At 67.0% G+C, this 23,122-nt stretch carries 23 protein-coding genes; 5 read left to right on the forward strand and 18 right to left on the reverse strand.

Annotated features, from left to right (window positions below; genetic code table 11):
* The first annotated feature begins 48 nt into the window (after positions 1-48).
* The gene (locus tag ACZLIB_RS19575) at positions 49-2,406 is read left to right on the forward strand and encodes a beta-N-acetylhexosaminidase (RefSeq protein WP_478468490.1); all 2,358 of its coding nucleotides are present in this window, start codon (positions 49-51) and stop codon (positions 2,404-2,406) included.
* 145 nt (positions 2,407-2,551) lie between these two features.
* Here ACZLIB_RS19575 and ACZLIB_RS19580 read toward each other — a convergent pair whose 3' ends face one another.
* Together ACZLIB_RS19580 and ACZLIB_RS19585 are read right to left on the reverse strand one after the other, a co-directional pair.
* Positions 2,552-2,944 (reverse strand): VanZ family protein, encoded by a 393-nt coding sequence (locus ACZLIB_RS19580; protein ID WP_478468491.1) that lies wholly within the window; start codon positions 2,942-2,944, stop codon positions 2,552-2,554.
* Entirely contained in the window at positions 2,941-4,125 is a 1,185-nt protein-coding gene (locus tag ACZLIB_RS19585; RefSeq protein WP_478468493.1) for a class I SAM-dependent methyltransferase, read from the reverse strand. The genes ACZLIB_RS19580 and ACZLIB_RS19585 overlap by 4 nt, the downstream gene beginning before the upstream one ends.
* A gap of 59 nt (positions 4,126-4,184) precedes the next feature.
* On the opposite strand from ACZLIB_RS19585, the gene ACZLIB_RS19590 reads away from it, so the two are divergent.
* Complete coding sequence (locus ACZLIB_RS19590) at positions 4,185-4,922, forward strand: pteridine reductase (RefSeq protein ID WP_478468494.1); 738 nt, start codon at positions 4,185-4,187, stop codon at positions 4,920-4,922.
* Between the two features lie 31 nt (positions 4,923-4,953).
* Here the strand turns inward: ACZLIB_RS19590 and folK are convergent, their stop codons facing one another.
* Positions 4,954-5,439, reverse strand: coding sequence for a 2-amino-4-hydroxy-6-hydroxymethyldihydropteridine diphosphokinase (folK, locus tag ACZLIB_RS19595; RefSeq protein ID WP_032130416.1), 486 nt, complete (start codon positions 5,437-5,439; stop codon positions 4,954-4,956).
* Positions 5,440-5,532: 93 nt separating this feature from the next.
* Between folK and ACZLIB_RS19600 the strand changes: the two genes are divergently transcribed.
* Complete coding sequence (locus ACZLIB_RS19600) at positions 5,533-6,276, forward strand: proteasome-type protease (protein WP_478468496.1); 744 nt, start codon at positions 5,533-5,535, stop codon at positions 6,274-6,276.
* A gap of 75 nt (positions 6,277-6,351) precedes the next feature.
* Here the strand turns inward: ACZLIB_RS19600 and ACZLIB_RS19605 are convergent, their stop codons facing one another.
* The 7 genes from ACZLIB_RS19605 to ACZLIB_RS19635 form a co-directional block, all read right to left on the reverse strand.
* Positions 6,352-6,480, reverse strand: a complete 129-nt coding sequence (locus tag ACZLIB_RS19605; RefSeq protein WP_430346452.1) for a hypothetical protein — start codon at positions 6,478-6,480, stop codon at positions 6,352-6,354.
* 40 nt (positions 6,481-6,520) lie between these two features.
* Positions 6,521-6,679, reverse strand: a complete 159-nt coding sequence (locus ACZLIB_RS19610) for a hypothetical protein (protein ID WP_478468498.1) — start codon at positions 6,677-6,679, stop codon at positions 6,521-6,523.
* Positions 6,680-6,688: 9 nt separating this feature from the next.
* Positions 6,689-6,817 (reverse strand): hypothetical protein, encoded by a 129-nt coding sequence (locus ACZLIB_RS19615; protein ID WP_262975182.1) that lies wholly within the window; start codon positions 6,815-6,817, stop codon positions 6,689-6,691.
* A gap of 40 nt (positions 6,818-6,857) precedes the next feature.
* A complete protein-coding gene (locus ACZLIB_RS19620; RefSeq protein WP_149908681.1) occupies positions 6,858-8,369 on the reverse strand; it encodes a hybrid sensor histidine kinase/response regulator in 1,512 nt (503 codons plus the stop codon).
* 4 nt (positions 8,370-8,373) lie between these two features.
* Entirely contained in the window at positions 8,374-8,814 is a 441-nt protein-coding gene (locus ACZLIB_RS19625; RefSeq protein WP_005411057.1) for a response regulator, read from the reverse strand.
* On the reverse strand, positions 8,811-10,628 hold the full coding sequence (locus ACZLIB_RS19630; RefSeq protein ID WP_164081145.1) for a sensor histidine kinase: 1,818 nt from the start codon (positions 10,626-10,628) through the stop codon (positions 8,811-8,813). The genes ACZLIB_RS19625 and ACZLIB_RS19630 overlap by 4 nt, the downstream gene beginning before the upstream one ends.
* Before the next feature lie 230 nt (positions 10,629-10,858).
* Complete coding sequence (locus ACZLIB_RS19635; protein ID WP_006470382.1) at positions 10,859-11,242, reverse strand: BON domain-containing protein; 384 nt, start codon at positions 11,240-11,242, stop codon at positions 10,859-10,861.
* Positions 11,243-11,413: 171 nt separating this feature from the next.
* Between ACZLIB_RS19635 and ACZLIB_RS19640 the strand changes: the two genes are divergently transcribed.
* Positions 11,414-12,457 (forward strand): oxidoreductase, encoded by a 1,044-nt coding sequence (locus ACZLIB_RS19640; RefSeq protein ID WP_478468499.1) that lies wholly within the window; start codon positions 11,414-11,416, stop codon positions 12,455-12,457.
* A gap of 349 nt (positions 12,458-12,806) precedes the next feature.
* Here ACZLIB_RS19640 and gnd read toward each other — a convergent pair whose 3' ends face one another.
* The 7 genes from gnd to ACZLIB_RS19675 form a co-directional block, all read right to left on the reverse strand.
* A complete protein-coding gene (gene gnd / locus ACZLIB_RS19645; RefSeq protein WP_014648435.1) occupies positions 12,807-13,712 on the reverse strand; it encodes a phosphogluconate dehydrogenase (NAD(+)-dependent, decarboxylating) in 906 nt (301 codons plus the stop codon).
* A gap of 10 nt (positions 13,713-13,722) precedes the next feature.
* Complete coding sequence (locus ACZLIB_RS19650; protein ID WP_478468500.1) at positions 13,723-14,961, reverse strand: hypothetical protein; 1,239 nt, start codon at positions 14,959-14,961, stop codon at positions 13,723-13,725.
* 17 nt (positions 14,962-14,978) lie between these two features.
* Positions 14,979-15,587 (reverse strand): DUF2242 domain-containing protein, encoded by a 609-nt coding sequence (locus tag ACZLIB_RS19655; protein ID WP_032130308.1) that lies wholly within the window; start codon positions 15,585-15,587, stop codon positions 14,979-14,981.
* Positions 15,588-15,811: 224 nt separating this feature from the next.
* The gene (locus ACZLIB_RS19660) at positions 15,812-17,989 is read right to left on the reverse strand and encodes a carboxy terminal-processing peptidase (RefSeq protein ID WP_032130309.1); all 2,178 of its coding nucleotides are present in this window, start codon (positions 17,987-17,989) and stop codon (positions 15,812-15,814) included.
* Positions 17,990-18,307: 318 nt separating this feature from the next.
* Positions 18,308-19,318 (reverse strand): lipoyl synthase, encoded by a 1,011-nt coding sequence (gene lipA / locus ACZLIB_RS19665; protein ID WP_032130310.1) that lies wholly within the window; start codon positions 19,316-19,318, stop codon positions 18,308-18,310.
* A gap of 18 nt (positions 19,319-19,336) precedes the next feature.
* On the reverse strand, positions 19,337-20,047 hold the full coding sequence (lipB, locus tag ACZLIB_RS19670) for a lipoyl(octanoyl) transferase LipB (RefSeq protein WP_478468501.1): 711 nt from the start codon (positions 20,045-20,047) through the stop codon (positions 19,337-19,339).
* Entirely contained in the window at positions 20,035-20,313 is a 279-nt protein-coding gene (locus ACZLIB_RS19675; RefSeq protein ID WP_005411067.1) for a YbeD family protein, read from the reverse strand. Before ACZLIB_RS19675 ends, lipB begins: the two co-directional genes overlap by 13 nt.
* A gap of 261 nt (positions 20,314-20,574) precedes the next feature.
* Between ACZLIB_RS19675 and ACZLIB_RS19680 the strand changes: the two genes are divergently transcribed.
* Positions 20,575-21,648, forward strand: a complete 1,074-nt coding sequence (locus ACZLIB_RS19680; RefSeq protein ID WP_032130312.1) for a lipid A deacylase LpxR family protein — start codon at positions 20,575-20,577, stop codon at positions 21,646-21,648.
* Positions 21,649-21,822: 174 nt separating this feature from the next.
* Here ACZLIB_RS19680 and ACZLIB_RS19685 read toward each other — a convergent pair whose 3' ends face one another.
* Positions 21,823-23,043, reverse strand: a complete 1,221-nt coding sequence (locus ACZLIB_RS19685) for a D-alanyl-D-alanine carboxypeptidase family protein (protein WP_478468502.1) — start codon at positions 23,041-23,043, stop codon at positions 21,823-21,825.
* Positions 23,044-23,122: the final 79 nt, after the last annotated feature.

Raw genomic sequence — 23,122 nt, forward strand, 5'->3', positions numbered from 1 at the left:
CGTTTTTCATGTATAGCGTTCATCGCACCGTTCCAAGGAGTCGTTCCGATGGTCAAGCCTTCCCGCGCCCGGATGCGCAGCGCAGTGCTGCTGGGCAGCCTGCTCGCCCTGCTGCCGGCACTGCCGGCACTCGCCGCTGATCCCACGCCTGCCGCTGAAGCACCCGGCCCGCAGCTGCGCGCCGGCAGCCTGATGCTGATTCCCGCCCCCAGCAATGTGCAGGCCGGCCAGGGCAGCGGCATCACCGTTCGCGCCGACACCGTGCTGCAGGCCGAAGGCGAAGTCGCGCAGCGCGTCGCCGCCCAGTTCGCCGACCTGCTGGCCCGCAGCGGCGGTCCGCGCCTGGTCCTGGCCAAGGGCAAGGCTGCAGCCAAGACCGGCAGCATCCGCTTCCAGATCGTGCCCACCTTCCGCGACAGCGGCGAAAGCTACACGCTGGAAAGCACCGCAGAAGGCGTGCTGGTGCAGGCCGGCAACGAGACCGGCCTGTTCTACGGCGCGACCACCCTCGCCCAGCTCGCCACCGGCGGCAGTAACGGCGTGCTGCCGGCGGTGCAGATCCAGGATGCACCGCGCTTCAGCTGGCGCGGCTTCATGCTCGACTCGGCACGGCATTTCCAGAGCCTTGACGAGATCAAGCACGTGCTCGACGCAATGGCTGCGCACAAGCTCAACACCTTCCACTGGCACCTCACCGATGACCAGGGCTGGCGCATGGAGATCAAGCGCTACCCGAAGCTGACCGAAGTGGGCAGTTGCCGCCTGCCGGCCGGCGACGGTGGCATCGATCCGGTCAGTGGCCAGGAACATCCGTACTGCGGCTTCTACACGCAGGAGCAGATCCGCGAGGTGATCGCCTACGCCGCCAAACTGCATATCCAGGTGATTCCGGAAATCGACGTGCCCGGCCATGCCACTGCCGCGATCGCCGCGTATCCGGAGCTGGGTTCGATCAGCACGCCGCTGAAGCCGCTCAGCGAATGGGGCGTGTTCCCCAACCTGTTCAACGTCGAAGACAGCACCGTCACCTTCCTCGAGAACGTGCTGGAGGAAGTGATCGAACTGTTCCCGGCCAGGTACGTGCACGTAGGTGGCGACGAGGCAGTGAAGGACCAGTGGGAAGCCTCCAGGCAGGTGCAGCAGCGCATGCGTGCACTGGGCATCAAGGATGAGATGGCCATGCAGAGCCACATCATCAAGCGCCTGGAGACCTTCCTGGAGGAACACGACCGGCGCCTGATCGGCTGGGACGAGATCCTCGAAGGCGGGCTGCCGCCCCAGGCCACGGTGATGTCCTGGCAGGGCACCGAAGGTGGCCTCGCTGCGGCCAGTGCCGGCCACGACGTGATCATGTCGCCGGTCGGCTACCTGTACCTGGACTACCTGCAGACGGCCTCACCGAACGAGCCGCCTGGTCGCCCGACCCAGGTCAATCTCGGCAAGCTGTACAACTTCGAGCCGGTGCCGGCAGAACTGGCCGCCGACAAGCGCGGGCACATTCTCGGCCTGCAGGCCAACATGTTCACCGAGCACACGCGCAGCTATGCGCGCCTGCAGCACAACCTGTTCCCGCGCCTGGCCGCTGTGGCCGAGACCGGTTGGAGCACGCCGGAACATCGCGACTTCCGCGATTTCCTCGCACGCCTGCCGGCACAGCTGCAGCGCTACCGTGCCTGGGGCCTGGCCTATGCGCAGACCCCGTTCGAAGTAGTCGTGGACTACACCGATGATCGTGCGAAGAACACCGTGACCGTGTCGCTGGCCAATCCGCTGGGCTATGAAGTGCGCTACAGCACCGATGGCCAGCCGGTGAGCGCGCAGTCGCCGCTGTACCAGCAGCCGCTGACGGCGCAGCTGCCCGCCGCCGTGCAGGCCGCCGCGTTCTACCAGGGCCAGATGCTGGCGGCGAAACCGACCATCGCCGCCTTCACCGCACAGTCGCTGCTTAGCCGCCGTAGCGATGAGCTGCTCAGCTGCGTGGGCAAGAAGGGTCTGGTGCTGCGCCTGGAAGACGATGGTCCCCGCGAAGGCAACCGTGCGGTGTTCAACGTGGACATCTTCCAGCCGTGCTGGCGCTGGCCGCAGGCGCAGCTGGACGGTATCGGCAGCGTGGAAGTGCGTGCAGGTCGCATCCCGTACTACTTCCAGCTGGCCCACGACGAGCCCAAGCGTCGCTTCGAGAAGGCCAAGCGCGCGCATGGCGAGATGCAGGTGCGTCGCGGCGACTGCAGCGGCAAGGTGCTGGCTGAGGTACCGCTGCCGGCCAAGCCCGATGCCGATGGCTTCGTGACCCTGCGTGCGACGCTGCCGAAGGGCACCCAGGGTAACGGCGACCTGTGCATCAACTTCACCGGCAACACGCGCCCGGCGATGTGGGTGCTGGATGAGGTCACGCTGGGGAAATGACGGCAGGTCTGTCCTGGTGGGTGCCGACCTTGGTCGGCACCCCGGGCAGTTCATCCACGCATGGCCACGCATGGCGTGGATCTACGGATTCCATCCACGCATGGCGTGGATCTACAGGTGGGTGCCAACCTTGGTTGGCACGCCTTTACCCGCGCCAGCGCAGCAGCAGGTCGCGCAGCGGGGTCAGCGCGGTGACCATACCGGCCAGCACGCCGATCGTATTGGCGATGGCATCCATTGGGTCGGCCATGCGATTGCTGGTCAGCGCGCCCTGCGCGAACTCGATGCCGATACCCATCAGCACCAGGCCCACGCCCACCCACAGCAGCGGGCGGCCCCGACGGAACAGCTGCACCGCGCTGCCGGCCAGGATGAAATAGGCGAGGAAGTGTTCGCCCTTGTCGCTGTTTTCCGGCAACGGAATCGGCGGTGGTGGGATCAGGCAGACCACGATCACCAGCAGTACTGCCGCCGCCCACAGCGCGGCCCAGAGCCGGGGCCGCCGCAGCGGCTTGATCACCGGCAACGCGTGGCTCACAGGCGCCAGCTCAGGTCACCCAGCTCGAACGCCGGCTCGAAGTCGACGCCACGCTGCAGGCCGATAGCCTGGAAGCGCTCGCCCATCTCCGTCGGCAGGGTCAACTTCTTCACCTGGTCGCGCAGCTGGATGCGGCCGACCTCATCGGTGCGTTCCTCGGCCAGCAGCAGCACCTGGTCCAGGCCGTTGCCAAGCAGGAAACTGGCCTGGCTGCAGTAACCGGCCAGCTCGAAACCGCCGTGCATGCCGGCCTCGGCCATCGCGGTGAAATCCACCGACGCGGTGATGTCCTGCAGGCCCGGCCAGCGGTGCACGTCGTTGTGCACGTGGTGGCGGTAGAACGCACGCACGGTGCCATCGTCGCGGTCGTGCTGGTAGAACTCGCCGCGGTTGTAACCGTAGTCGACGAACAGCATCGCGCCACGCTGCAGGCCACCGGCGACCGCTTGCAGCCAGTACGGCAGCTGCGGCAGCACTTCGGAACGGTAGCCCTCGGCGAAGGGCTTTTCCAGATAGCGCTCGATGTGGCGTACCGCGCCATTGAGCAGGATGTCGGCCGGCTGCGCGCCGCGGATGAAGTTGCCTTCGGCATCCAGCTCCACGGTTTCCTCGTAGACCTCGCCATCCCGGATCAGGAAGCGCGGGGTCGGCAGCGCGTCGATCACCTCGTTGGCAAACACCACGCCCTCCCAGTCCTCCTCGAACGGGCGGTCGACCCAGTCCACGCGCGCGGCCAGCTCGGCCGGCAGGTTCTGCTGCAGGCGCTGCTGCTGGCGCTCGCGCAGGTCGGCGCTGGGTTCAAGGATCGCGTAGCGCGCCGGCAGTGCGTCCAGCTCGGCCAGGCGCAGCAGCACCGCTTCGGCGAAGGCGCCGGTACCACCGCCCAGTTCCAGCATCCGCGCCTGCGCACCCAGCTGGGCGAACACCGGTGCCAGCGCATTCGCCACGCTGCCGGCGAACAGGCTGCCGAGCTCGGGCGCGGTGGTGAAGTCGCCACTGCCGCCGAATTTGCTGGCGCCGGCGCTGTAATAGCCCCAGCCGGGGGTGTACAGGCACAGCTCCATGAAGCGCGAGAACGGCATTGCCCCGCCCTGCGCAAGGATTTCGGCGCGCAGGGCGGCGGCCAGATGGTCGCTGTGGGCCAGGGCATCGGCTTCGGGCAGGGGGAAGGTGGGCTGCATGGCGTCTTCGAATGCGGTGACAATGGTGCACAGGATAGCCGAGCCTTGGAGGACCCTCGATGAGCGACACCCACCCCGTGGTCCTGATCACCGGCAGCGCGCGCCGGATCGGTGCGGCCATCGCCCGCCAGTTCCACGCCTGCGGCTGGTCGGTGGTGCTGCACGCCAACACCTCCAGCGCCGAGCTGCAGCAGGCCGCGTTCGATTTCGACAACGTGCGCCCGGGCAGCGTGCTGGCCCTGCAGGCCGACCTGCGCGACGCCGACGCCCTGGCCGACCTGGTGGAGCAGGCCGTCACCCACTTCGGCCGGCTGGATGCACTGGTCAACAACGCCTCCAACTTCTTCCCCACCCCACTCGGCCAGGTCACCGCCGAGGCGATGGACGAGCTGTATGCGGTCAATGCGCGCGCGCCGCTGCTGCTGTCACAGGCGGCGGCGCCCTACCTGCGCCGCCAGCAGGGCTGCATCATCAACCTGACCGACCTGCACGGCACCGACCCGATGCGCGACCACATCGCCTACACCATGGCCAAGGCCGCGCTGGAGATGGCCACCCGCTCGCTGGCGCTGGAGCTGGCGCCGAAAGTGCGGGTCAATGCGGTAGCGCCGGGGGCGATCCTGTGGCCGGAACAGGGCAAGGACGATTTCGCCCGCGAAGCGCTGCTGGCACGCACGCCGCTGGCACGGATCGGCACGGTCGAGGAGATCGCCGAGGCGGTCTACTGGCTGGTGGCCGAAGCCAGCTTCGTCACCGGCCACACCCTGCGCGTGGATGGTGGGCGAACGGTCAGTTGAGGTAGTGCCGGCCGCTGGCCGGCAACCTCCGTCATTCGAGGTCCACCACCTCGAACGCCTCGCCAAACTGTCTGTGCGCACGCCACAGCGTTGCCAGGTCCTGCCCGCTGACCGGGTCGATGAAGCCCGGCGCGATGTCGGCCAGCGGCTTCAGCACGAAGGCGTGCTTCAGCTCCGGGCGCGGAATGCGCAGGTGGCCGGGACCTTCCACCACCAGATCCCCGTAGAACACCACGTCGATGTCCAGGGTCCGATCGGAGAAGCGCGGCCCGCTGCGGTCGCGGCCGTGCGCGTCTTCCAGCGCATGCAGCCAGTCGTCCAGTTCCTGCAGCGGCAGGTCGGTTTCGATCGCCACCGCATTGTTGAGGAAGGCCGGGCCATCGAAACCGACCGCGGCGGTACGGTAGGCCGGCGATACCTGCAGTGCGCCGAAGCGCTCGCGCAGGGCCGCCACCGCGGCGTGGAGGTAGCGACGGGGCTGGACGTTGCTGCCCAGGCTCAGGAGCACGGTGGTCATGCGGTTCAGGTGACGGCACTTGGGGGGGGCGTGGACATGCCGTCGTCACGGCGGCCTGCCTACAATCCGGGACGCACATGATAGGGCACCGACATGACCTATTGCGTTGGAATCGAGGTGGACGAGGGCCTGGTCTTCGCTGCCGACACCCGGACCAATGCCTCGCTGGACGATGTGCGCGTGCACCGCAAGCTGCACGTGTTCGAGTACCCCGGCCAGGCAGCCTACGTGCTGATGGCGGCTGGCAACCTGGCCACCACCCAGCTGCTGGTGTCGCGCCTGGGGCGCGATGCCGGCGAACGGCGCACGCCCAACCTGCGCGACATGACTCACCTGTTCGAAGCCGCCGAGTACGTCGGCCAACTGCTGGTGGACAGCCAGGTGCACAGCAGCCACAGCGAACATGGCCATGACGGGGTCAATACCCAGGCCACGCTGATCTTCGGCGGCCAGATCGCCGGCGAGCGGCCCGGGCTGTACATGATCTACCCGCTCGGCAACGCCATCGCTGCTTCGCCGGAAACGCCCTACCTGCAGATCGGTGAGTCCAAGTACGGCAAGCCGATCCTCGACCGCATCCTCAGCCCGGCCACACACCTGGAGGATGCCGCGCGCACGGCGATCGTCTCGCTGGACTCCACCATCCGTTCCAACCTGTCGGTGGGCCTGCCGATCGATCTGGCGCTGCTGCGCGACGGCGAGCTGCGCATCGGCCAGCAGCTGCGGCTGGGCGCGGATTCGGCGTTGTATGCCGATATTCACCAGAACTGGTCGCAGCGGCTGGAACAGGCGGTGGACGCGCTGCCGCGGTTCCCCTGGGAAACCCTGGACCGGTAGTGCCGGCCGCTGGCCGGCAACCGCAGTGATCCCATCGCACGGGAATGCCGGCCAGCGGCCGGCACTACCGGGGCGTCAGCCCAGCGCTTCGGCCACCGCGCGGAACACCTGCTGCATCGGCAGCGGCCAATACCAGCCACGCATCGCCAGGGAAACCGGGGACCGGTAGTGCCGGCCGCTGGCCGGTAACCGCAGTGATCCCATCGCACGGCGATGCCGGCCAGCGGCCGGCACTACCGGGGCGTCAGCCCAGCGCTTCGGCCACCGCGCGGAACACCTGCTGCATCGGCAGCGGCCAATACCAGCCACGCATCTCCAGGGAAACCGGGGACCGGTAGTGCCGGCCGCTGGCCGGCAACCGCAGTGATCCTACCGCACGGCGATGCCGGCCAGCGGCCGGCACTACCGGGCATCAGCCCAGCGCTTCGGCCACCGCGCGGAACACCTGCTGCATCGGCAGCGGCCAATACCAGCCACGCATCTCCAGAGAAACCGGGGACCGGTAGTGCCGGCCGCTGGCCGGCAACCGCAGTGATCCCATCGCACGGCGATGCCGGCCAGCGGCCGGCACTACCGCGGCATCAGCCCAGCGCTTCAGCCACCGCGCGGAAGACCTGCTGCATCTGCAGCGGCTTGTGCAACACATGCACCTCCACACCGGCCGGGAACGCGTCCGCCGCGACTGGCACCGCCGGATCCTCCAGCACCAGCGCCGGACCGCGGTAGCCAAGCGTGGCCATCTCGCCCAGCAGCTGGCTGGCCGGCAGCAGTTTGGAGCCGGCATCGGCAATCACCAGCGCCGGCATCGCCTCCTGCTGCATCCAGCGCAACGCCGCCGGGCCATCGGAGGCCAGCTGCAACTGGTAACCCTGGCTGGACAGCGCGTTGCCGAGCAGCGACAGGCGCGTGGCTTCGCCGTCAACCACCAGGATCGACTGGCCACTGCCCAGCGCCACCAGCTGCTCGATCGGCTCGCTGCCATCGATGGCCTCATGCATCGGCAGCCGCAGTTCGAAGCAGGTGCCCTGCCCCGGCTGGCTGTTGACGTGGATGCTGCCACCGGCGCCTTCAACGATGCGCTTGCAGGAAATCAGCCCCAGGCCGGTGCCATCGGCCTTGGTGGTGAAGAACGGATTGAACAGGTGCGACAGCGTGTCCGCATCCATGCCGATGCCTTCATCGGCCACGCAGATCTGCATCCAGTCCACGCCATCGCGCTGGCCGGCATGGCTGGCAGTCAGGCTCAGGCGCCCGCCGTTGGGCATCGCCTGGATCGCGTTGAGCGCCAGGTTCAGCATCACCTGCTGCAGTTCGGTGTAGTTGGCGTCGACCACCAGGCCTTCGTCCTGCACCTGCAACTCCAGGCGCACCGCATCGGGCACGTTGCTGCGCAACAGCAGCGCCACCGCATCGAACAGGCCATCGATCTCGATGCGCTCGCTCGGCTTGCGCGAGCCGCGCACGAACGACAGCATCGACTCGGCCATCTCGTGGCCACGGCGGCCGCACTCGGCGATGACGTCGGCCAGGTGGTGCAGCTGCGGATCCTCGGTGCGTGCCTTCAGCAGGTCCGGCATGATCAGCAGCGGCTGCAGGATGTTGCGCAGGTCGTGGCTGAGGCCGGCGGCAAGCAGCGACAGGCTTTCCAGGCGCTGCGCGCGCATGAGTTCGGTTTCCACCCGCGCGCGCTCTATGGCGCTGCGTGCATCGCGGATCGCACGCGCCACCGCCGACGGCAGGCGCGCCGGCAGGTGCTTGATGATGTAATCGTTGGCGCCCTTCTGCAGCGCCGCCACCGCGTTCTCCTCACCCATGGTGCCGGAGACGAAGATGAAGGGCACTTCCGGTGAGGTCTCGCGCACGATGCGCAGCGCGTCATCACCGGAGAACCCCGGCATGCTCAGGTCGGACAGCACGATGTCCGGCTGGAACGCGACCAGTGCCTGGCGCAGTTCGGCCTCGCTTTCGACGCGCTCGAAACGGGCCTCCAGGCCCGCGTCGAGCATCTGTTCGGACATCAGCTCGGCATCTTCCGGTGAGTCCTCCACCAGCAGGATGCGCAGCGCCCCCAGGGCGGGACCGGTCAGGGGCATGGGCTCACTCGAGTTCCGGTGCCTGGTTGATCAACGCCCAGAACTTGCCCAGGGTCTGCACCGCGCCGAAGAACTGGTCCACGTCCACCGGCTTGACCACATAGGCGTTCACGCCCATGTCCCAGCTGCGGGCCAGGTCGCTTTCCTCGCGCGAGGACGACAGGATCACCACCGGCAGGCGCTTGAGCTCTTCGTGCTCGCGGATCTGCCGCAGCACCTCCAGGCCATCCATGCGCGGCATCTTGATGTCCAGCAGCAGTACCGCCGGCAGGCCTTCCTCGCGATTGGCGAAGGCACCACGGCGCAACAGGTAGTCCATCACTTCCACGCCATCCTCGACGTGCACGATGGGGTTGGCCAGACGCGCCTCTTCCAGGGCGTCGATCGCCATTTCGGCATCAGCCGGGCTGTCTTCGGCGAGAAGAATGGTGCGCAGAGTGGTCATGCAGAAGGCCCTTGTTTGTCCGCATCGATCGCGGGAGGCAGGTAGAAGTGGAAGGTGGCGCCGACGTCCGGTTCAGCCTCGGCCCAGATACGGCCGCCATGACGGGTGAGCACGCGGCGCACGCTGGCCAGGCCGATGCCGGTACCCGGGTAGTCGCTGGCCTTGTGCAGGCGCTGGAAGACACCAAACAGCTTGCCGGCGTAGGCCATGTCAAAGCCTGCACCATTGTCGCTGACCGTGAACTGATGACCGCCGTCAGGCTGTGGCTGGTAGTCCACGCGGATCTTCGCTGGTTCGCGGTTGCCAGAGTACTTCACCGCGTTGCCGAGCAGGTTCAGCCAGACCTGGCGGATCATGTTCTCATCGCCCACCACGATCGGCAGCGGCGCGATGCTCCACTCCACGTGGTGCGCATGGCCGCTGTTCTCGGCCTCGGCCTGCAGGTTGGAATCGAGCATGGCGCGGGTATCGGCCACCAGCGACTGCATGTCCACCGCCTGCTGGCGCATTGCCGCGCGGCCCAGCCGCGAGTAGACCAGCAGGTCGTCGATCAGTGCCGCCATGCGCCGCGCCGAACTGGAGATCACCTCCAGGTAATGGCGGCTCTTGTCATCGGCGGCGTCGCCCAGATGGCGCGACAGCTTGTCGGAGAAACCGGCCACGTGGCGCAGTGGTGCACGCAGGTCGTGCGACACCGAGTAGCTGAAGGCTTCCAGTTCCCTGTTGACCTCGGACACCTGCGCAACCTTGCCTTCCAGCTGGCGGTTCAGTTCCTCCACCCGCAGCTGCACGGCACGCTGCACGGTGACGTCGCTGACCGTGAGCAACACCACTTCGTCGTCGGTGTCCGGCAGCGGCATGCGCCGCGCGTTGAGCAGCATGTAGCGCACCATGCCATCGGCGGCGCGCTGTTCATGCTCGAAGTCCCACAGTTCGCGGCCGCGCAACAGCACATCGGACAGTCGCTGGCGCATCACGGGGTCTTTCCATGCACCGTCGCCGACAGTGTCCAGCAACAGGCCATCGGCGCGTTCATCCTGCAGCCCGTACAGCTCGGCGAAGGCAGGGTTGTGCAGCTGCACACGCAGGTCGCGGTCGAGCAGCACGATCGGCTCACGCACGGTCTGCAGCACCGAGGCTGCACGCGCGGCCGAACGCAGCGACTGTCGTTCGGCATGCAGGCGGCGACCGATCTGCCGCTGCAGCAGCCACAGCACCAGGCCAAGCAGCGCCAGCTGGATCACCAGCGAACTCCACGACACCAGCTCGGTCTGCTTGCGCTGGCGTGCGGCCTGCTCGGCGCGCTGTGTCAGCAGCGTCTGCTCGCTCGCCTGCAGTTCCTCCACCAGGCCACGGATCGGATAGCGCGTGCTCAGGTCCTGCACCAGCTCGCGCTGATCACTGTTGGGTTCGGACTTTGCCAGTTCGCGGGCAAGCGCCATGCGCCCTTCCAGCATCGACTCGATACGGCCGATGCGGATCAGCTGCTCAGGATTGTCGCGGGTCATCCGGCCCAGTTCAGCCAGGCGACCGGGAAGGTCATTGGCTTTGGCCATGCGCTCGCGCAGGCCAGGCGCATCCACACCCTTGGACAGGGTCAGCGCAGCCGATTCGACATCGCGTACATCAGCCTGCAGCTGCTGCAGGGCCACACCCACGGCCTGGGTATGATTGACCCAGGCCATCGCATCTTCGCTGTCCTGCTGCAGTTGGCGCAGGGTCAACCACGGCACCACGATGATCGCGGCAGCAGCCAGCGCCAAGGCCGGCAACCGCCAACGGTCCCAGATGTCATCACTGAAAACCAGCGCCATAGTTCCTCGTCAGCACAGCCGCGGAGCGTAGGCCGATACCGGCCCGGCTGCGGCGGAACGGGCAATATAGCGCAGGCGGTCACAACTCTGGAGTTTCCCGCCTGGTTGGCTGAACGGGTTGCGGAAACCCACGGTAGAGCCGAGACGTGCTCGGCTGCAACCCAAAGGGCAGTCGAGCAAGCTCGACTCTACCCAGGCAGCGGGCGCCCCATGCGGGGCGCCCTCCGGGGTCAGCGCTTGGCAGCAGCGCTGACCTTCAATGCAGCGGCATCGACGCGGGTCACGCCCTTGATGCCCTTGGCGGTGGTGACCGCCTTGTCCTTCTCGGCCTGGGTGGCCACGGCACCACTCAGGCTGACCACGCCGTTCACGGTTTCCACCTTGATTTCAGTGCCCGGAACGTTGCTGCTGGCCAGCAGATCGGCCTTCACCTTGGTGGTGATCCAGGTATCGGTCACCGGCTCGTTGGAGTCATGGCGATCAGCATGGGTTGCCGGATGGGTGCTGGTCGGCGGGCTCTTCGCGGCCGGGTCCTTGGCGAAGGCAGCCGAGGAGGACAGCGCCAAGCCCAGGGTCAGGGCGGAAGCAATCAGCGTGCGGGTGGTATTGCTCATCGTGTCGTACTCCTTCGGAATGTGCTGCCAGTCTGGACAAGCCGCCGTAGAGCAGGCGTGGCGTTGCGGTCATGCCGCTGTGAATCGAGGCGTTTCCAACGGCAACGGTTCAGTTTTGGCCTGTACGCAGGTGTCGTTTACCCTGCCCTTCCCCATTGCCGGAGCCGTCTCATGCGCCCCGACCTGCAACTGGCCCTGATCGGCTACGGCCTCGCCGGCCGCGTCTTCCATGCGCCGCTGATCCAGCACACGCCCGGGCTGGTGCTGCACAGCATCGTCAGTTCGCAGCGCGACACGTTGCTGCGCGCGTTCAGCGACGTGCATGCGCGTGCCACGCCGCAGGAGGTGTTCGACGACCCGGCGGTGGACGCGGTGGTGATCGCCACTCCGAACGCACAACACGCACCGCTGGCGATCGCGGCGTTGGCCGCGGGCAAGCATGTGCTGGTCGACAAGCCGTTCGCGCTGGATGTCGCTGAAGCCGAAGCGGTGCTGGCTGCGGCACGTGATGCCGGACGCATCGCGACCGTGTTCCAGAACCGGCGCTTCGATGCCGACTTCCTCACCCTGCAGGCGCTGCTGGCCGAAGGCGCGCTCGGTGACGTGGCCGAGTGCCATGCGCACTTCGACCGCTACCGGCCGCAGGTGCGCGACCGCTGGCGCGAGCAGGACGGGCCGGGCAGCGGCCTGTGGTACGACCTCGGACCGCACCTGCTGGACCAGATGCTGGTGCTGTTCGGCTGGCCCGAGGCCATCGATGCCGATCTGGCCGTGCAACGCGAAGGTGGCAGCGGCATCGATTACTTCCACGCGGCACTGCACTACCCGCGGCATCGCGCGATCGTGCATGCCGGTTCGCTGGTGGCGGCCCCCACGCCTCACTTCAGTGTGCATGGCAGTCGTGGCAGCTGGATCAAGCATGGGCTGGACGTGCAGGAGGCACAGCTGCGGCGCGGTGTTGCGCCAGGAGCGCCAGGCTGGGGCATCGACCCACGGCACGGCGAGCTGGTGCGCTGCGATACTGAGGACAATGTGCAGCGCAGTACCGTGGACAACCTGCCGGGCGACTACCGGCGGCTGTATTCGCAGTTCGCGGCGGCGATGCACGGCGATGGCGAGCCGACGGTCAGCCCGGTGCAGGCACTGCAGCTGATGCGGTTGCTGCAGGCCGGCATGGACAGCGCGCGCGAAGGGCGGCGAATCGCGTTGGGGTGACCGGCAGGGCTGCGCCCTGCACCTGCCGATTCAACGGCAACGTCAACGTCAAAAGCAAGCTATCCGTGAGATGGCGGGGTGGGTCCGGTTGCGGGGGACGGCGCAAGTACGTCCATGTGGCCTCGATCGCGCCATCCATGGCGCTCACGCCCCCGCAACCGGACCCACCCCGCCTTCGACAGATTCCCGCGCCCGACGGTAGGTGTCGACCTTGGTCGACACATCCACGCCATGCGTGGATGACGTGGAAACGATCGGAGAACGCTTTTGTAGAGTCGAGCCATGCTCGACTGGCTGCAAGGGGTCAGAGCCCTTTCCTGCGGAAAGGGCTCCGACCCCACCGCGGTGCTTACGATTTCTTGATGGCGTGGCCGCCGAACTCGTTGCGCATCGCCGACAGCAGGCGGTCGGTGAACGAATTCGATTCGCGCGAGCGCAGGCGTTCCAGCAGCGACAGGGTGATCACCGGTGCCGGTACATCCAGTGCGATCGCTTCGGCAACCGTCCAGCGGCCTTCGCCGGAGTCTTCCACGTACGGTGCAATGCCATCCAACGATGGATTGCGCTTGAGGGCTTCGGTGCTCAGGTCCAGCAGCCACGAGCGCACCACGCTGCCGTGGCGCCACACCTCGGCCACCTGGGCCAGGTCCAGCTCCATTTCCTGCTTGCGCTCCATCAGTGCGAAGCCTTCGGCGTAGGCCTGCATCATTCCGTACTCGATGCCGTTGTGGACCATCTTGGTGAAGTGGCCAGCGCCGGACGGGCCGACACGACCCCAGCCACGATCTTCGGCCGGTGCCAGCGTGCGCAGCAGCGGTGCGATCTGCTCCACCACCGACGCTTCGCCACCGACCATCAGGCTGTAGCCCTCCTGCAGGCCCCACACGCCACCACTGGTGCCGCAGTCGACGTAGCCCAGATCGTCTTCGGCCAGGGCCTTGGCGCGGCGGATCGAGTCCTGGTAGTTGGAGTTGCCGCCGTCGATGACGATGTCACCTTCGGCCAGGTGCGGGGTCAGCTGGCCCAGGGTCTGGTCGACGGTTTCGCCGGCCGGCACCATCAGCCACACCACGCGCGGCACCGGCAGCGCGGCAACCGCGGCGGCCAGCGAATCAACCACCTCCAGGCCAGCCTCGGCGGCGCGCTGGCGGGCGCCTTCGCCCGGGTCGTAGCCGACCACGCGGTGGCCGCCACGATGCAGGCGCTGGGCCATGTTGGCGCCCATGCGGCCGAGGCCGATCATTGCAATGTCCATTGTTTCACCTTCAGTTGGGGTCTAGGGTCAGGCTGCCTGGCCTGCCGGTAGCCGCGCAGTGGCGCAGCTGCGCCTCGCGCCAACGCCGGTAGAGCGTGGTATGCAGATTGTGCACCGCCAGGTCGATCGAAAACGGCGTTCGCGGGTTGCGATCGAGCAGGCGGGCGATGTGGTAGCCGATGGGACGTATACCGCGTGGATGCACATAGATCACGAACTGCTGGTAGAACGGATCGTCCAGCAGCTGGTCCATGCGTGCCAGCGTGTCGTGGTAGCGCGGTTCCAGCCGTGCACGAAGGTTGGGATCACGCTCGAACAACAGGCGCTCGAAGTAGCGCTGGCCGATGCGCGGGATGCCCTGCGCGAGTTTCCAGAGTTCGGCATTGCGCTGGTCGTACCAGGCCAGGCCGCCATGCGCAGCCAGTGCCTGCGCGGCGCCCTCGCCCACCTCGACCACGACGAAGTTCTCGGCCTGGTTGCTCAGGTCGTCCAGCGTGCCCTTGTCGTACACGTGCTCGATGAAGCCGGGCACGCCAACGAAGGCCTGCCGTCCCATCGCCGAGGTGCGCACCGCCTTGCCATCAGCGAAGAAATCACCCGCGTGGGCACCGAGCAGGATGCTGTCGGTCTCGTGCAGGGCGAGGAAAGTGCCGATCGACAGTTCATCCGCTGCGAACTCCGTATCGAACGTGGCATCACCATAGAGCTCTCGTTGCGCGGCCAGCTGCGCGACCTGGCGGCCGACCCCGCATTCGGCACGCACGGCACCGCTGTAGAACGCCTCCAGTGCATGACTGTTACCCGCGCTCGGCACGAAGCCACGACCGAAACTGCGTGTGCGCTGCCAGCCTTGCGCGCGTGGGCCCTGCAGGCCGAAGCCGATCCAGCCCAGCTGCGGGCCGGAGAAGCGGAAGGTGGGGTTGTCCTGCAGTGCCGAAGCCGCACGTTGCGTGGCCGCGCCCAGTTCGAAGGCATAGGCGCAGACCGTGGCTGGCTCGTCCAGCAACTGTTGCAGCAACGCCTGGCGTGCTGCAGCGGACATTCCGGCCGGCCACCCCACGCGCAGATCGCCTGCCGCCTGTGCTTCAGCCAGCGAGGCACGTGTACACACCGGGCCGCCGTGCACCTGTGGTACACCGGCCGTGACCTCGTCAAAGCGCCATCCCAGCCGCTGCAGCAGGCCCTGCGTGCAGTCCGGCGTTGCGGACGCAATGCCCAGCGCGGGCATCAGCAGGAGTGCCACACCCATCAACCTGCCGCGCACGATCACCCTTGATCCGTGCTGCGGGCCGGTGCGGGCTCGGACGATGCAGGCTCGGGCGGCGCGAGCGCAGGCGGTGCGGGTTTGCCGGCATCCGCCGGCAGGTACTGTTGCAGACGCTGGAAGAAGCGCTGATAGAACCCGGCATCGGTGACGGTGCTGCTGGCCACTTTCACCAGCGAATCGTCATTGCTGCCGAACGGCAGCGACACCGAGCCCAATGCACCCACGCCCACGCTGGCCGACGTCGGGCTCTTCTTCAGCGCATAGCGGTCCTGCACCGCGCTGACGAATACCAGCGTCTGGCTGCCACGCGGGGCACACGAGATGCGCAGCACCAGCTGCTCGTGGTCGTCCTCGCGTGGCTGGAAGTTCTTGTTGCCTTCCACCTGCGCTTCGTCGGAGCGGGCGATGGCGTAGCCCTGGCTGAGCAGGGTACGCCGCGCGGCCTCGCAGGCGTCACCGGGGCGGCCATCGACGGTACGCGAGAAGGTGTCGCCGGAATCAAAGGATTCGCGCAGCAACGTGCTGTCGGCGGCGCGGCCACCACAGGCCGACAGGATCAGGGCGCTGGCGAGCGCCACGGCAGCACTGGAAAGACGGGAGGCCCGCATGGGTACTCCTGCGAGGACGGTACCGCCAAGGGTAGCCCTGCGGCCGTGTGCGGCAGGTTGAAACCGGCGTGACCGAGCCACCCCGTTGCTGCCGGTTCATGCACAGAAAAGGGGACGGAGGGGATTAAGTCGTTTGTGCCACAAACGACTTAATCCCCTCCGTCCCCTTTTACGCAGAAGGGCCGGCAATGCCGGCCCCTCGGGTATCACATGCCGTCGCCGGCTCAGTCCGCCCAGCGACCAGCGCCGGTCGACTGCGGCAGCACCTGCGCCGACAGCGGGCGGTCATTGGCCAGCAGGTTCACCGCATCGGCCAGGATCGAGGCCGACTCGCGCAGCAGCGGGTCCGGACGCTTCTCGGCAGCCTTCTCGCGGGCGGCATCCTTGACGATGTCGCGCTCGTTGCCAGTCAGGCCGTCGTCGTTGCTGTCATCGGCCAGCGGGTCCAGGGCCAGGCCCAGTTCCTTGCGCATCGCCTGGCGTTCCTTGCGTTGGGTGTCCTGGCGCTCACGCTCGGCGCGGCGGGTGGCCTCGTTGAGCGAGATGTACTTCTTCGCGGCCTCGGTGCGGAACTGCTGCACGTCCTCGTTCCACCACTGGAATTCCTTGTCGGCGGCGATGCGCGCGTCATGGCGGGTTTCCAGCTTCGGCAGCAGCGGCGCGAAGTTGCCGTACTGGGTGTGCGGCACGGCAGCGATGCGGGTCCACGGCAGCGCGTTGTCGTAGGTGCTCTCGCCGAACTCGGTGGCATCGACACTGGCCGGGAAGGCCAGGTCCGGCACCACACCCTTGTGCTGGGTGCTGCTGCCGCTGATGCGGAAGAACTGGGCGATGGTCAGCTTCACCTGGCCGAAGCGCTGGGTCTCGCCACTCGGCCAACGGTCCAGGTCGACGATGTTCTGCACGGTGCCCTTGCCGAAGCTGGTCTCACCGATCACCAGGCCACGGCCGTAATCCTGGATGGCACCGGCAAAGATTTCCGAAGCCGAGGCCGAACCGCGGTTGATCAGCACTGCCAGCGGGCCATCCCATGCCACGCCCTGGTTGCGGTCGCTGTTGACGGTGACGCGGCCACCGGACTCGCGCACCTGCACCACCGGGCCCTGCTCGATGAACAGACCGGTCAGTTCAATGGCTTCATCCAGCGAACCACCACCGTTGTTGCGCAGGTCCAGCACCACGCCGTCCAGCTTGTCGTTCTTGAAGCCGGCCAGCAGCTTGGCCACGTCGCGGGTGGCCGAGGCGTAGTCGGCCGCGTTGCGGCGACGGCCTTCGAAGTCCTGGTAGAAGGTCGGCAGCTTGATCACGCCGACCTTGCGCGCCGGCTCGCCATTGGCGGCCGGAATGGTCATGGTCTCGCCCTTGGCGGCCTGTTCGGCCAGGCGCACCTTCTGGCGGGTCAGCACCAGAGTGTGGTGCTTGCCGTCGGCGCCCTCAGCAGCCGGGATGAACTCCAGCTTGACCTGGGTATCCTTGGCGCCGCGGATCTTGGCCACGACGTCGTCGATGCGCCAGCCGATCACGTCCTCGACCAGGCCGGACTTGCCCTGGCCGACGCCGACGATACGGTCACCCGGCTTCAGCGTGCCATCCACTGCGGCCGGGCCACCGGCGATGATCTCGCGGATCACCACTACGTCGTCCTGGCGCTGCAGCTGCGCACCAATGCCTTCCAGCGACAGCGACATCGCCTGGTTGAAGTTCTCGGCGGTGCGCGGCGTGAAGTAATCCGTGTGCGGGTCAACGGCGCTGGTGTACGAGTTCATGAAGAACTGGAAGACGTCTTCGCCCTTCAGTTCATTGACCGACTTCTCCAGCGTCGCGTAGCGCTTGTCCAGCGTCTTGCGGATGTCGTCCGGCTTCTTGCCGGCCAGCTTCAGGCGCAGCCAGTCGTTCTTGACCGACTTGCGCCACAGCTCATCCAGTTCAGCGCTGCTGGCCGCCCACGGCACCTTCTTGCGGTCGTATTCGAAGCGCTCGTCGGTGGTGAAGTCCGGCTCCTGCTTGAGCAGCTTGCGCGCGTAGGCCACACGTTCGCCGACGCGCTGCTTGTAGACCGCGAACACCTGGAACGCCGGCTCCAGCTCGCCGCCACGGATGGCCGAGGAAATGTTGGCTTCGAACGGCGCGAAGCGCGCCACGTCGGCCTGGGTGAAGTACTGCTTGCCGCCGTCCAGCGTCTCCAGGTAGCGCTTGAACACGTCCTTGGAGGTGGCCTCGTCCAGCGCACGCGGGCGGTACGCGTAGCGGCTGTCGGACAGCAGGCCGTACACCAGCTTGGAGGTGGTCACCTGATCGGCGGTTGCCGCAGCGGGCAATGCCGGCGAATCGGCCTTGGCCGCCAGCGCCAGCGGCGCGACCAGCGCCAGGGCCATCAGGAATGCGGGGGCTTTGAATTTCATTGACGTGCTCGAAGGCGCCTTGCCAAGGGGGAGACTGCAGGGTGTTAAGACACCACGACAGTGCCGAAAGTTGCCGGGTTTGTCACCCGGCCGCGCTCGGTGGAAAACCAGCCTAGCCGGGCCGGTGTAGCAAATTGTGAATGGCTGAAGAGCGGCGCACCCAGCGGCGCCGTCTGTCCGGTTGCAGAGGGCATGGGGTTGCAAGCCCCCTGAGTCAGGGGGCGGCCGCGAAGCGGCGGGGGTGTGGGTGGTGGTAAGCCGGGGCCCACGGTGTGCGCAGCGCAGCGTGGGAAGCGGTAGCGCGCATCGCGCAACCGCTTACCGGACGCCGGCGCCCTTGGCCTGCACGTCGGCGTGGTACGACGAGCGCACCATCGGGCCGGAGGCCACGTGGCTGAAGCCCAGCTCGTAGCCGTAGTCTTCCAGCGCCTTGTAGTCCTCGGGGGTCCAGTACTTCAGCACCGGGTGGTGGTGCGCGGTCGGCTGCAGGTACTGGCCGATGGTGATCATGTCCACGTCGTGCGCGCGCAGGTCACGCATGGTGGCCTTGATCTGTTCGAACTCTTCGCCCAGGCCCAGCATGATGCCGCTCTTGGTCGGCACGTCCGGATGCTGCGCCTTGAAGTTCTTCAGCAGGTTCAGCGACCACTGGTAGTCCGCACCCGGGCGCACGTTGCGGTACAGGTCCGGCACGGTTTCGATGTTGTGGTTGAACACGTCCGGCGGGTTCTGCGCCAGGATCTCCAGCGCGCGCTCCATGCGGCCCTTGCCGCGGAAGTCCGGGGTCAGCACTTCGATGCGGGTGCCCGGCGACTTCGCGCGGATGGCACTGATGCAGTCGACGAAGTGCTGGGCACCGCCGTCGCGCAGGTCATCTCGGTCGACGCTGGTCACCACCACGTACTTCAGCCCCATGTCGGCCACGGTCTGGCCGAGGCTGGCCGGTTCGTTGGCATCCGGCGGCTTCGGGCGGCCGTGGGCGACGTCGCAGAACGAGCAGCGGCGGGTGCAGACCTCGCCGAGGATCATGAACGTTGCCGTGCCGTGGCCGAAGCACTCGTGGATGTTCGGGCAGCTGGCTTCCTCGCACACCGTCACCAGGCGGTTCTCGCGCAGCTTGGCCTTCAGGTTCTGCACGGCATTGCCCGAAGGAATGCGCACGCGGATCCAGGACGGCTTGCGCAGCACCGGCGCGTCGGCGAACTGCACCGGCGAGCGGTTGATCTTGTCACCGCCCAGCTGCTTGACCCCGGCCTGCAACGGCGCGGCGGACGGAGAGTCGCCCTGCACGATCTGCAGGGGAATGGAACGGGCGGTGGTTTCAGTCATGGCAGTTCCGGGGGGCGGTCAGGCGGCCGCAGAAAGATCAGGCAGTTCGGGCGTGGGCTGCAGCAGCAGGCCGAACTGGCGGGCCAGGTGGTCCAGCAGCACCGGCTTGACGGCCTCCATCCCGGAGGGCCCGCCCAAGTCTACTACCGAGGTCACCTGCAACCCCTGATAGCCACAGGGGTTGATGCGGTGGAAAGGTTCCAGGTCCATGGCCACGTTGAAGGCCAGGCCATGGAAGGTACAGCCGCGGCGCACGCGGATGCCGAGCGCGGCGATCTTGGCGCCACCGACGTAGACGCCCGGGGCGCCCTCGCGGCGTTCGGCGCCGATGTTCCACTCGGCCAGGGTATCGATGATGGCCTGCTCGATGCGGCACACGTAGTCGCGCACACCGATGCCCAGCCGTGGCAGGCGCAGCAGCGGATAGACCACCAGCTGGCCGGGGCCGTGATAGGTCACCTGGCCGCCGCGGTCCACGTGCAGCACCGGGATCTCGCCCGGCGCCAGCACATGCTCGTCCTTGCCGGCCTGGCCCAGGGTGAATACCGGGTCGTGCTCGACCACCCACAGCTCATCGGCGTCGGCCTCGCTGCGCTGGTCGGTGAAGCGCCGCATGGCGCGCCATACCGGTTCATAGGCCTGGCGGCCGAGGTCGCGGACCAGCGCCGGGCGCGGCGCGCGGTCTTCCGGGGCGGCTTCGGCCGGGCAGCTGTCGGCTACAGCGTCCACTTCACTTCCGGGTGGTCGCGCAGTGCCTGGTGCGCCAGGTCGTACTGTTCGCGGCTCTCGGCCTTGAACACGATGCGCACGGACACGTACTTGCCGTTGGAGGAATGCTTCCAGCTGATGCGTTCATTCACCACATCGATGCCGGCAGCCAGCAGCAGGCGGGGAAGCTCATGTTCCAGGCCGCGGTTGGCCGGGCCCATGGCACTGAGCTCGAACTGGCCGGGGAACTGGAAGCCGTGGTCGGGGTTGTCGGACTTGATTTCCATGCCCCCATTATCGGGCCGCAGGCCAACAAACCCAAGAGTATTCATCAACGTCAAACAGTGCACCGGTGAGTCGCTGCGTTGCAGCTGAACGGCCGTTCAGCATTGGCCGTTGCCCCTTGGGGCGCCGCAGGACAGTGCAGGATTGTCTTCACGAGACAATGTCGTTTTCGGAACAGACAAGTGATTCGAACGCGCTCGTTCCATCACGCCCGCACGAGTACCGTGTCGCGGCATATAACGACAGACAGAAAAAACCTCCACATGAGCCCCCCTTCCCAACGCCGCCTTGCAGCCCTCGGGCTGTCCGGCCTGCTGGCTGCTGCCCTCCCCCTCGCCGCCCAGGCGGCCGAACAATGTGGCCCGGACGCGATGCGCGACCACCCTCCGCAGGTCAATTTCCGCGTTGACAACGACCTGTTCGGCGGCCGCCACCAGGACCAGGGCTATACCAATGGTGCACTGTTGACCCTGGTCTCGCCCAATCTGGTCGATTACACCGACGACCCCTGCCTGCCACGCATGGCCCGCTGGGTGAACCAGTACCTGGAAGGGCTGCATCCGGGCAAGTTCGAACAGCAGAACATGATCTTCAGCATCGGCCAGGGCATCTTCACCCCGACCGATTTCAGCCGCAGGGACCTGATCGAGGACGACCGCCCTTACGCCGGCGTACTGATCGCAAACTTCGGTTTCAATGCGCGCAGCGGCGACCGCCTGCAGACCACCCAGCTGACGCTGGGCGTGGTTGGCCCGTGGGCACAGGGCAAGCAGGTGCAGAATGCCGTGCACGAAGTGCTGGGTGACGAGAAATTCAAGGGCTGGGACAACCAGCTGCACAACGAGCCGCTGTTCATGCTGACCCATGAGCGCATGCGCCGCTGGCCGGGCGATGCCAGCGTCAATGCCGACGGCTGGGGTTGGGACGCGATCAGCCACTACGGTGGATCGATCGGCAACCTGGAAACCAAGGCCAACCTTGGCGGTGAAGTGCGCTTCGGCTGGAAGCTGCCGGACGACTTCGGCAGCACGCCGTTGCGCCCGGCCGGTGAGAACACTGCGCCGACCCGAGGCGGCCGTCCGAATGGCTGGTCCTGGCACCTGTTCGCGACCTCGGACGCCGCCTGGGTGATCCGTGACATCACGCTGGATGGCAACACGTTCCGCAACAGCCACAGTGTGGACAAGCGCCATGTGGTGGCCTACGGCGGCTATGGCGTGGCGGTGATGTACGGACGCTGGAAGTTCGCCGCGGCGCGTTACCACAGCACGCGCGAGTTCAACGGCCAGCGCGAAGCGCCGGTGTTCGGCAGCTTCACCATCAGCCGCTCGCTGTAGGTAGGTGCCGACCGTTGGTCGGCACACCGGGGCCGGCATATCCGGATGGATCCATGGGGAGCCGGCCAGCGGCCGGCACTACCCACATCCGGCAGGATTCATGCGCAAGCGGCATCCCGAAACAGAAAAGGCCGGCATTTGCCGGCCTTTTCCTTCACCACGCCGGGGCGTGGATCATTCCGATTCCCACCACATCCAGAAGCTGTCCCACAGGCGCTTGAAGAAGCCGGCCTGTTCGACGGCAGCCACCGCCACCAGCGGCGCTTCGGCCACCAGCTTGCCATCCAGCATCACCTTCACGGTGCCGATCTGCTGGCCGGCGGTGAACGGTGCTTCCAGGGTCTTGGGCACGTCGATGCTCGGCTTCAGGTCGTTGTAACGGCCGCGCGGCACGCTCACCAGCATCGGCTGGGCCACGCCCAGCTGCACCTTGTCGGTGGTGCCCTTCCAGACCTTGTGCTCGGCCACGGCCTTGCCCGGCTCGTACAGGCGGTGGGTCTCGAAGAAGCGGAAACCCCAGTTCAGCAGGGCCAGGCTGTCATCGGCACGCTGCTTTTCCGACTGGCCGCCCAGCACCACGGCGATCAGGCGCTGGTCGCCGCGCTGGGCCGAGCTCATCAGGCAGTAACCGGCTTCCGAGGTGTGGCCGGTCTTGATGCCGTCCACGCTGCCATCGCGCCACAGCAGCAGGTTGCGGTTCGGCTGCTTGATGTTGCCGACCTGGAATTCCCTGATCTTGTTGTACGCGTAGGTTTCCGGGTAATCGCGCACCATCGCGCGGCCCAGCAGCGCCAGGTCGTAGGCGGTGCTGTGGTGGCCCTGCGCAGTCAGGCCATGGGCGTTGACGAAGTGCGAATTCTTCATGCCGATCTTGGCGGCATAGCTGTTCATCAGCGACGCAAAGGCTTCCTCGCTGCCAGCCACGTGCTCGGCCAGGGCGATCGCGGCGTCGTTGCCGGACTGGATCGCCATGCCCTTTTCCATGTCTTCCAGGCGCGCGGTCTGGTTGACCGGGAAGCCGCTGTAGCTGCCATCGGTACCCGCGCCACCTTCGCGCCAGGCGCGTTCGCTCATCATCACCTGGTCATCCGCACGGACCTTGCCGTTCTTGACCTCGGCGGCGATCACGTAGGACGTCATCACCTTGGTGATGCTGGCCGGAGCCAGCTGTTCGTTGATGTTTTCACCGGCCAGCACCTGGCCGGTGGCGTAATCCATCAGCACCCAGGCCTTGGACACGCTCGGCGCCGGCGCCGGCGGAGTGGCGACGGTGGCCGGGGCGGCAGCGGCGGCGGCAGGCGCCGGCGTGGCCGGAGTCGGCAGCGGCGTCTGGGCGGAAGCCAGGCCCACCACCAGGGTGGCGGCCAGGGCGGTGGCGGCGGAACGGAAATTCATTGGACAGCAGGCTCCAGGGGACGGCCGGGAATGGAGGGTGGAACGTAGCGGCCATTGTAAGGCCGGGGCAGCATGGGCC

Source organism: Stenotrophomonas sp. 220_Sma, from assembly GCF_056487375.1.

Excerpts from the sequence above, each read along its gene's own strand:
- ACZLIB_RS19575 (WP_478468490.1), top strand. The coding sequence starts at position 49 with ATGGTCAAGCCTTCCCGCGCCCGGATGCGCAGCGCAGTGCTGCTGGGC.
- ACZLIB_RS19585 (WP_478468493.1), bottom strand. The coding sequence starts at position 4,125 with ATGCAGCCCACCTTCCCCCTGCCCGAAGCCGATGCCCTGGCCCACAGC.
- ACZLIB_RS19590 (WP_478468494.1), top strand. The coding sequence starts at position 4,185 with ATGAGCGACACCCACCCCGTGGTCCTGATCACCGGCAGCGCGCGCCGG.
- folK (WP_032130416.1), bottom strand. The coding sequence starts at position 5,439 with ATGACCACCGTGCTCCTGAGCCTGGGCAGCAACGTCCAGCCCCGTCGC.
- ACZLIB_RS19600 (WP_478468496.1), top strand. The coding sequence starts at position 5,533 with ATGACCTATTGCGTTGGAATCGAGGTGGACGAGGGCCTGGTCTTCGCT.
- ACZLIB_RS19605 (WP_430346452.1), bottom strand. The coding sequence starts at position 6,480 with ATGGGATCACTGCGGTTACCGGCCAGCGGCCGGCACTACCGGTCCCCG.
- ACZLIB_RS19615 (WP_262975182.1), bottom strand. The coding sequence starts at position 6,817 with ATGGGATCACTGCGGTTGCCGGCCAGCGGCCGGCACTACCGGTCCCCG.
- ACZLIB_RS19620 (WP_149908681.1), bottom strand. The coding sequence starts at position 8,369 with ATGCCCCTGACCGGTCCCGCCCTGGGGGCGCTGCGCATCCTGCTGGTG.
- ACZLIB_RS19625 (WP_005411057.1), bottom strand. The coding sequence starts at position 8,814 with ATGACCACTCTGCGCACCATTCTTCTCGCCGAAGACAGCCCGGCTGAT.
- ACZLIB_RS19630 (WP_164081145.1), bottom strand. The coding sequence starts at position 10,628 with ATGGCGCTGGTTTTCAGTGATGACATCTGGGACCGTTGGCGGTTGCCG.
- ACZLIB_RS19635 (WP_006470382.1), bottom strand. The coding sequence starts at position 11,242 with ATGAGCAATACCACCCGCACGCTGATTGCTTCCGCCCTGACCCTGGGC.
- ACZLIB_RS19640 (WP_478468499.1), top strand. The coding sequence starts at position 11,414 with ATGCGCCCCGACCTGCAACTGGCCCTGATCGGCTACGGCCTCGCCGGC.
- gnd (WP_014648435.1), bottom strand. The coding sequence starts at position 13,712 with ATGGACATTGCAATGATCGGCCTCGGCCGCATGGGCGCCAACATGGCC.
- ACZLIB_RS19650 (WP_478468500.1), bottom strand. The coding sequence starts at position 14,961 with ATGGGTGTGGCACTCCTGCTGATGCCCGCGCTGGGCATTGCGTCCGCA.
- ACZLIB_RS19655 (WP_032130308.1), bottom strand. The coding sequence starts at position 15,587 with ATGCGGGCCTCCCGTCTTTCCAGTGCTGCCGTGGCGCTCGCCAGCGCC.
- ACZLIB_RS19660 (WP_032130309.1), bottom strand. The coding sequence starts at position 17,989 with ATGAAATTCAAAGCCCCCGCATTCCTGATGGCCCTGGCGCTGGTCGCG.
- lipA (WP_032130310.1), bottom strand. The coding sequence starts at position 19,318 with ATGACTGAAACCACCGCCCGTTCCATTCCCCTGCAGATCGTGCAGGGC.
- ACZLIB_RS19675 (WP_005411067.1), bottom strand. The coding sequence starts at position 20,313 with ATGGAAATCAAGTCCGACAACCCCGACCACGGCTTCCAGTTCCCCGGC.
- ACZLIB_RS19680 (WP_032130312.1), top strand. The coding sequence starts at position 20,575 with ATGAGCCCCCCTTCCCAACGCCGCCTTGCAGCCCTCGGGCTGTCCGGC.
- ACZLIB_RS19685 (WP_478468502.1), bottom strand. The coding sequence starts at position 23,043 with ATGAATTTCCGTTCCGCCGCCACCGCCCTGGCCGCCACCCTGGTGGTG.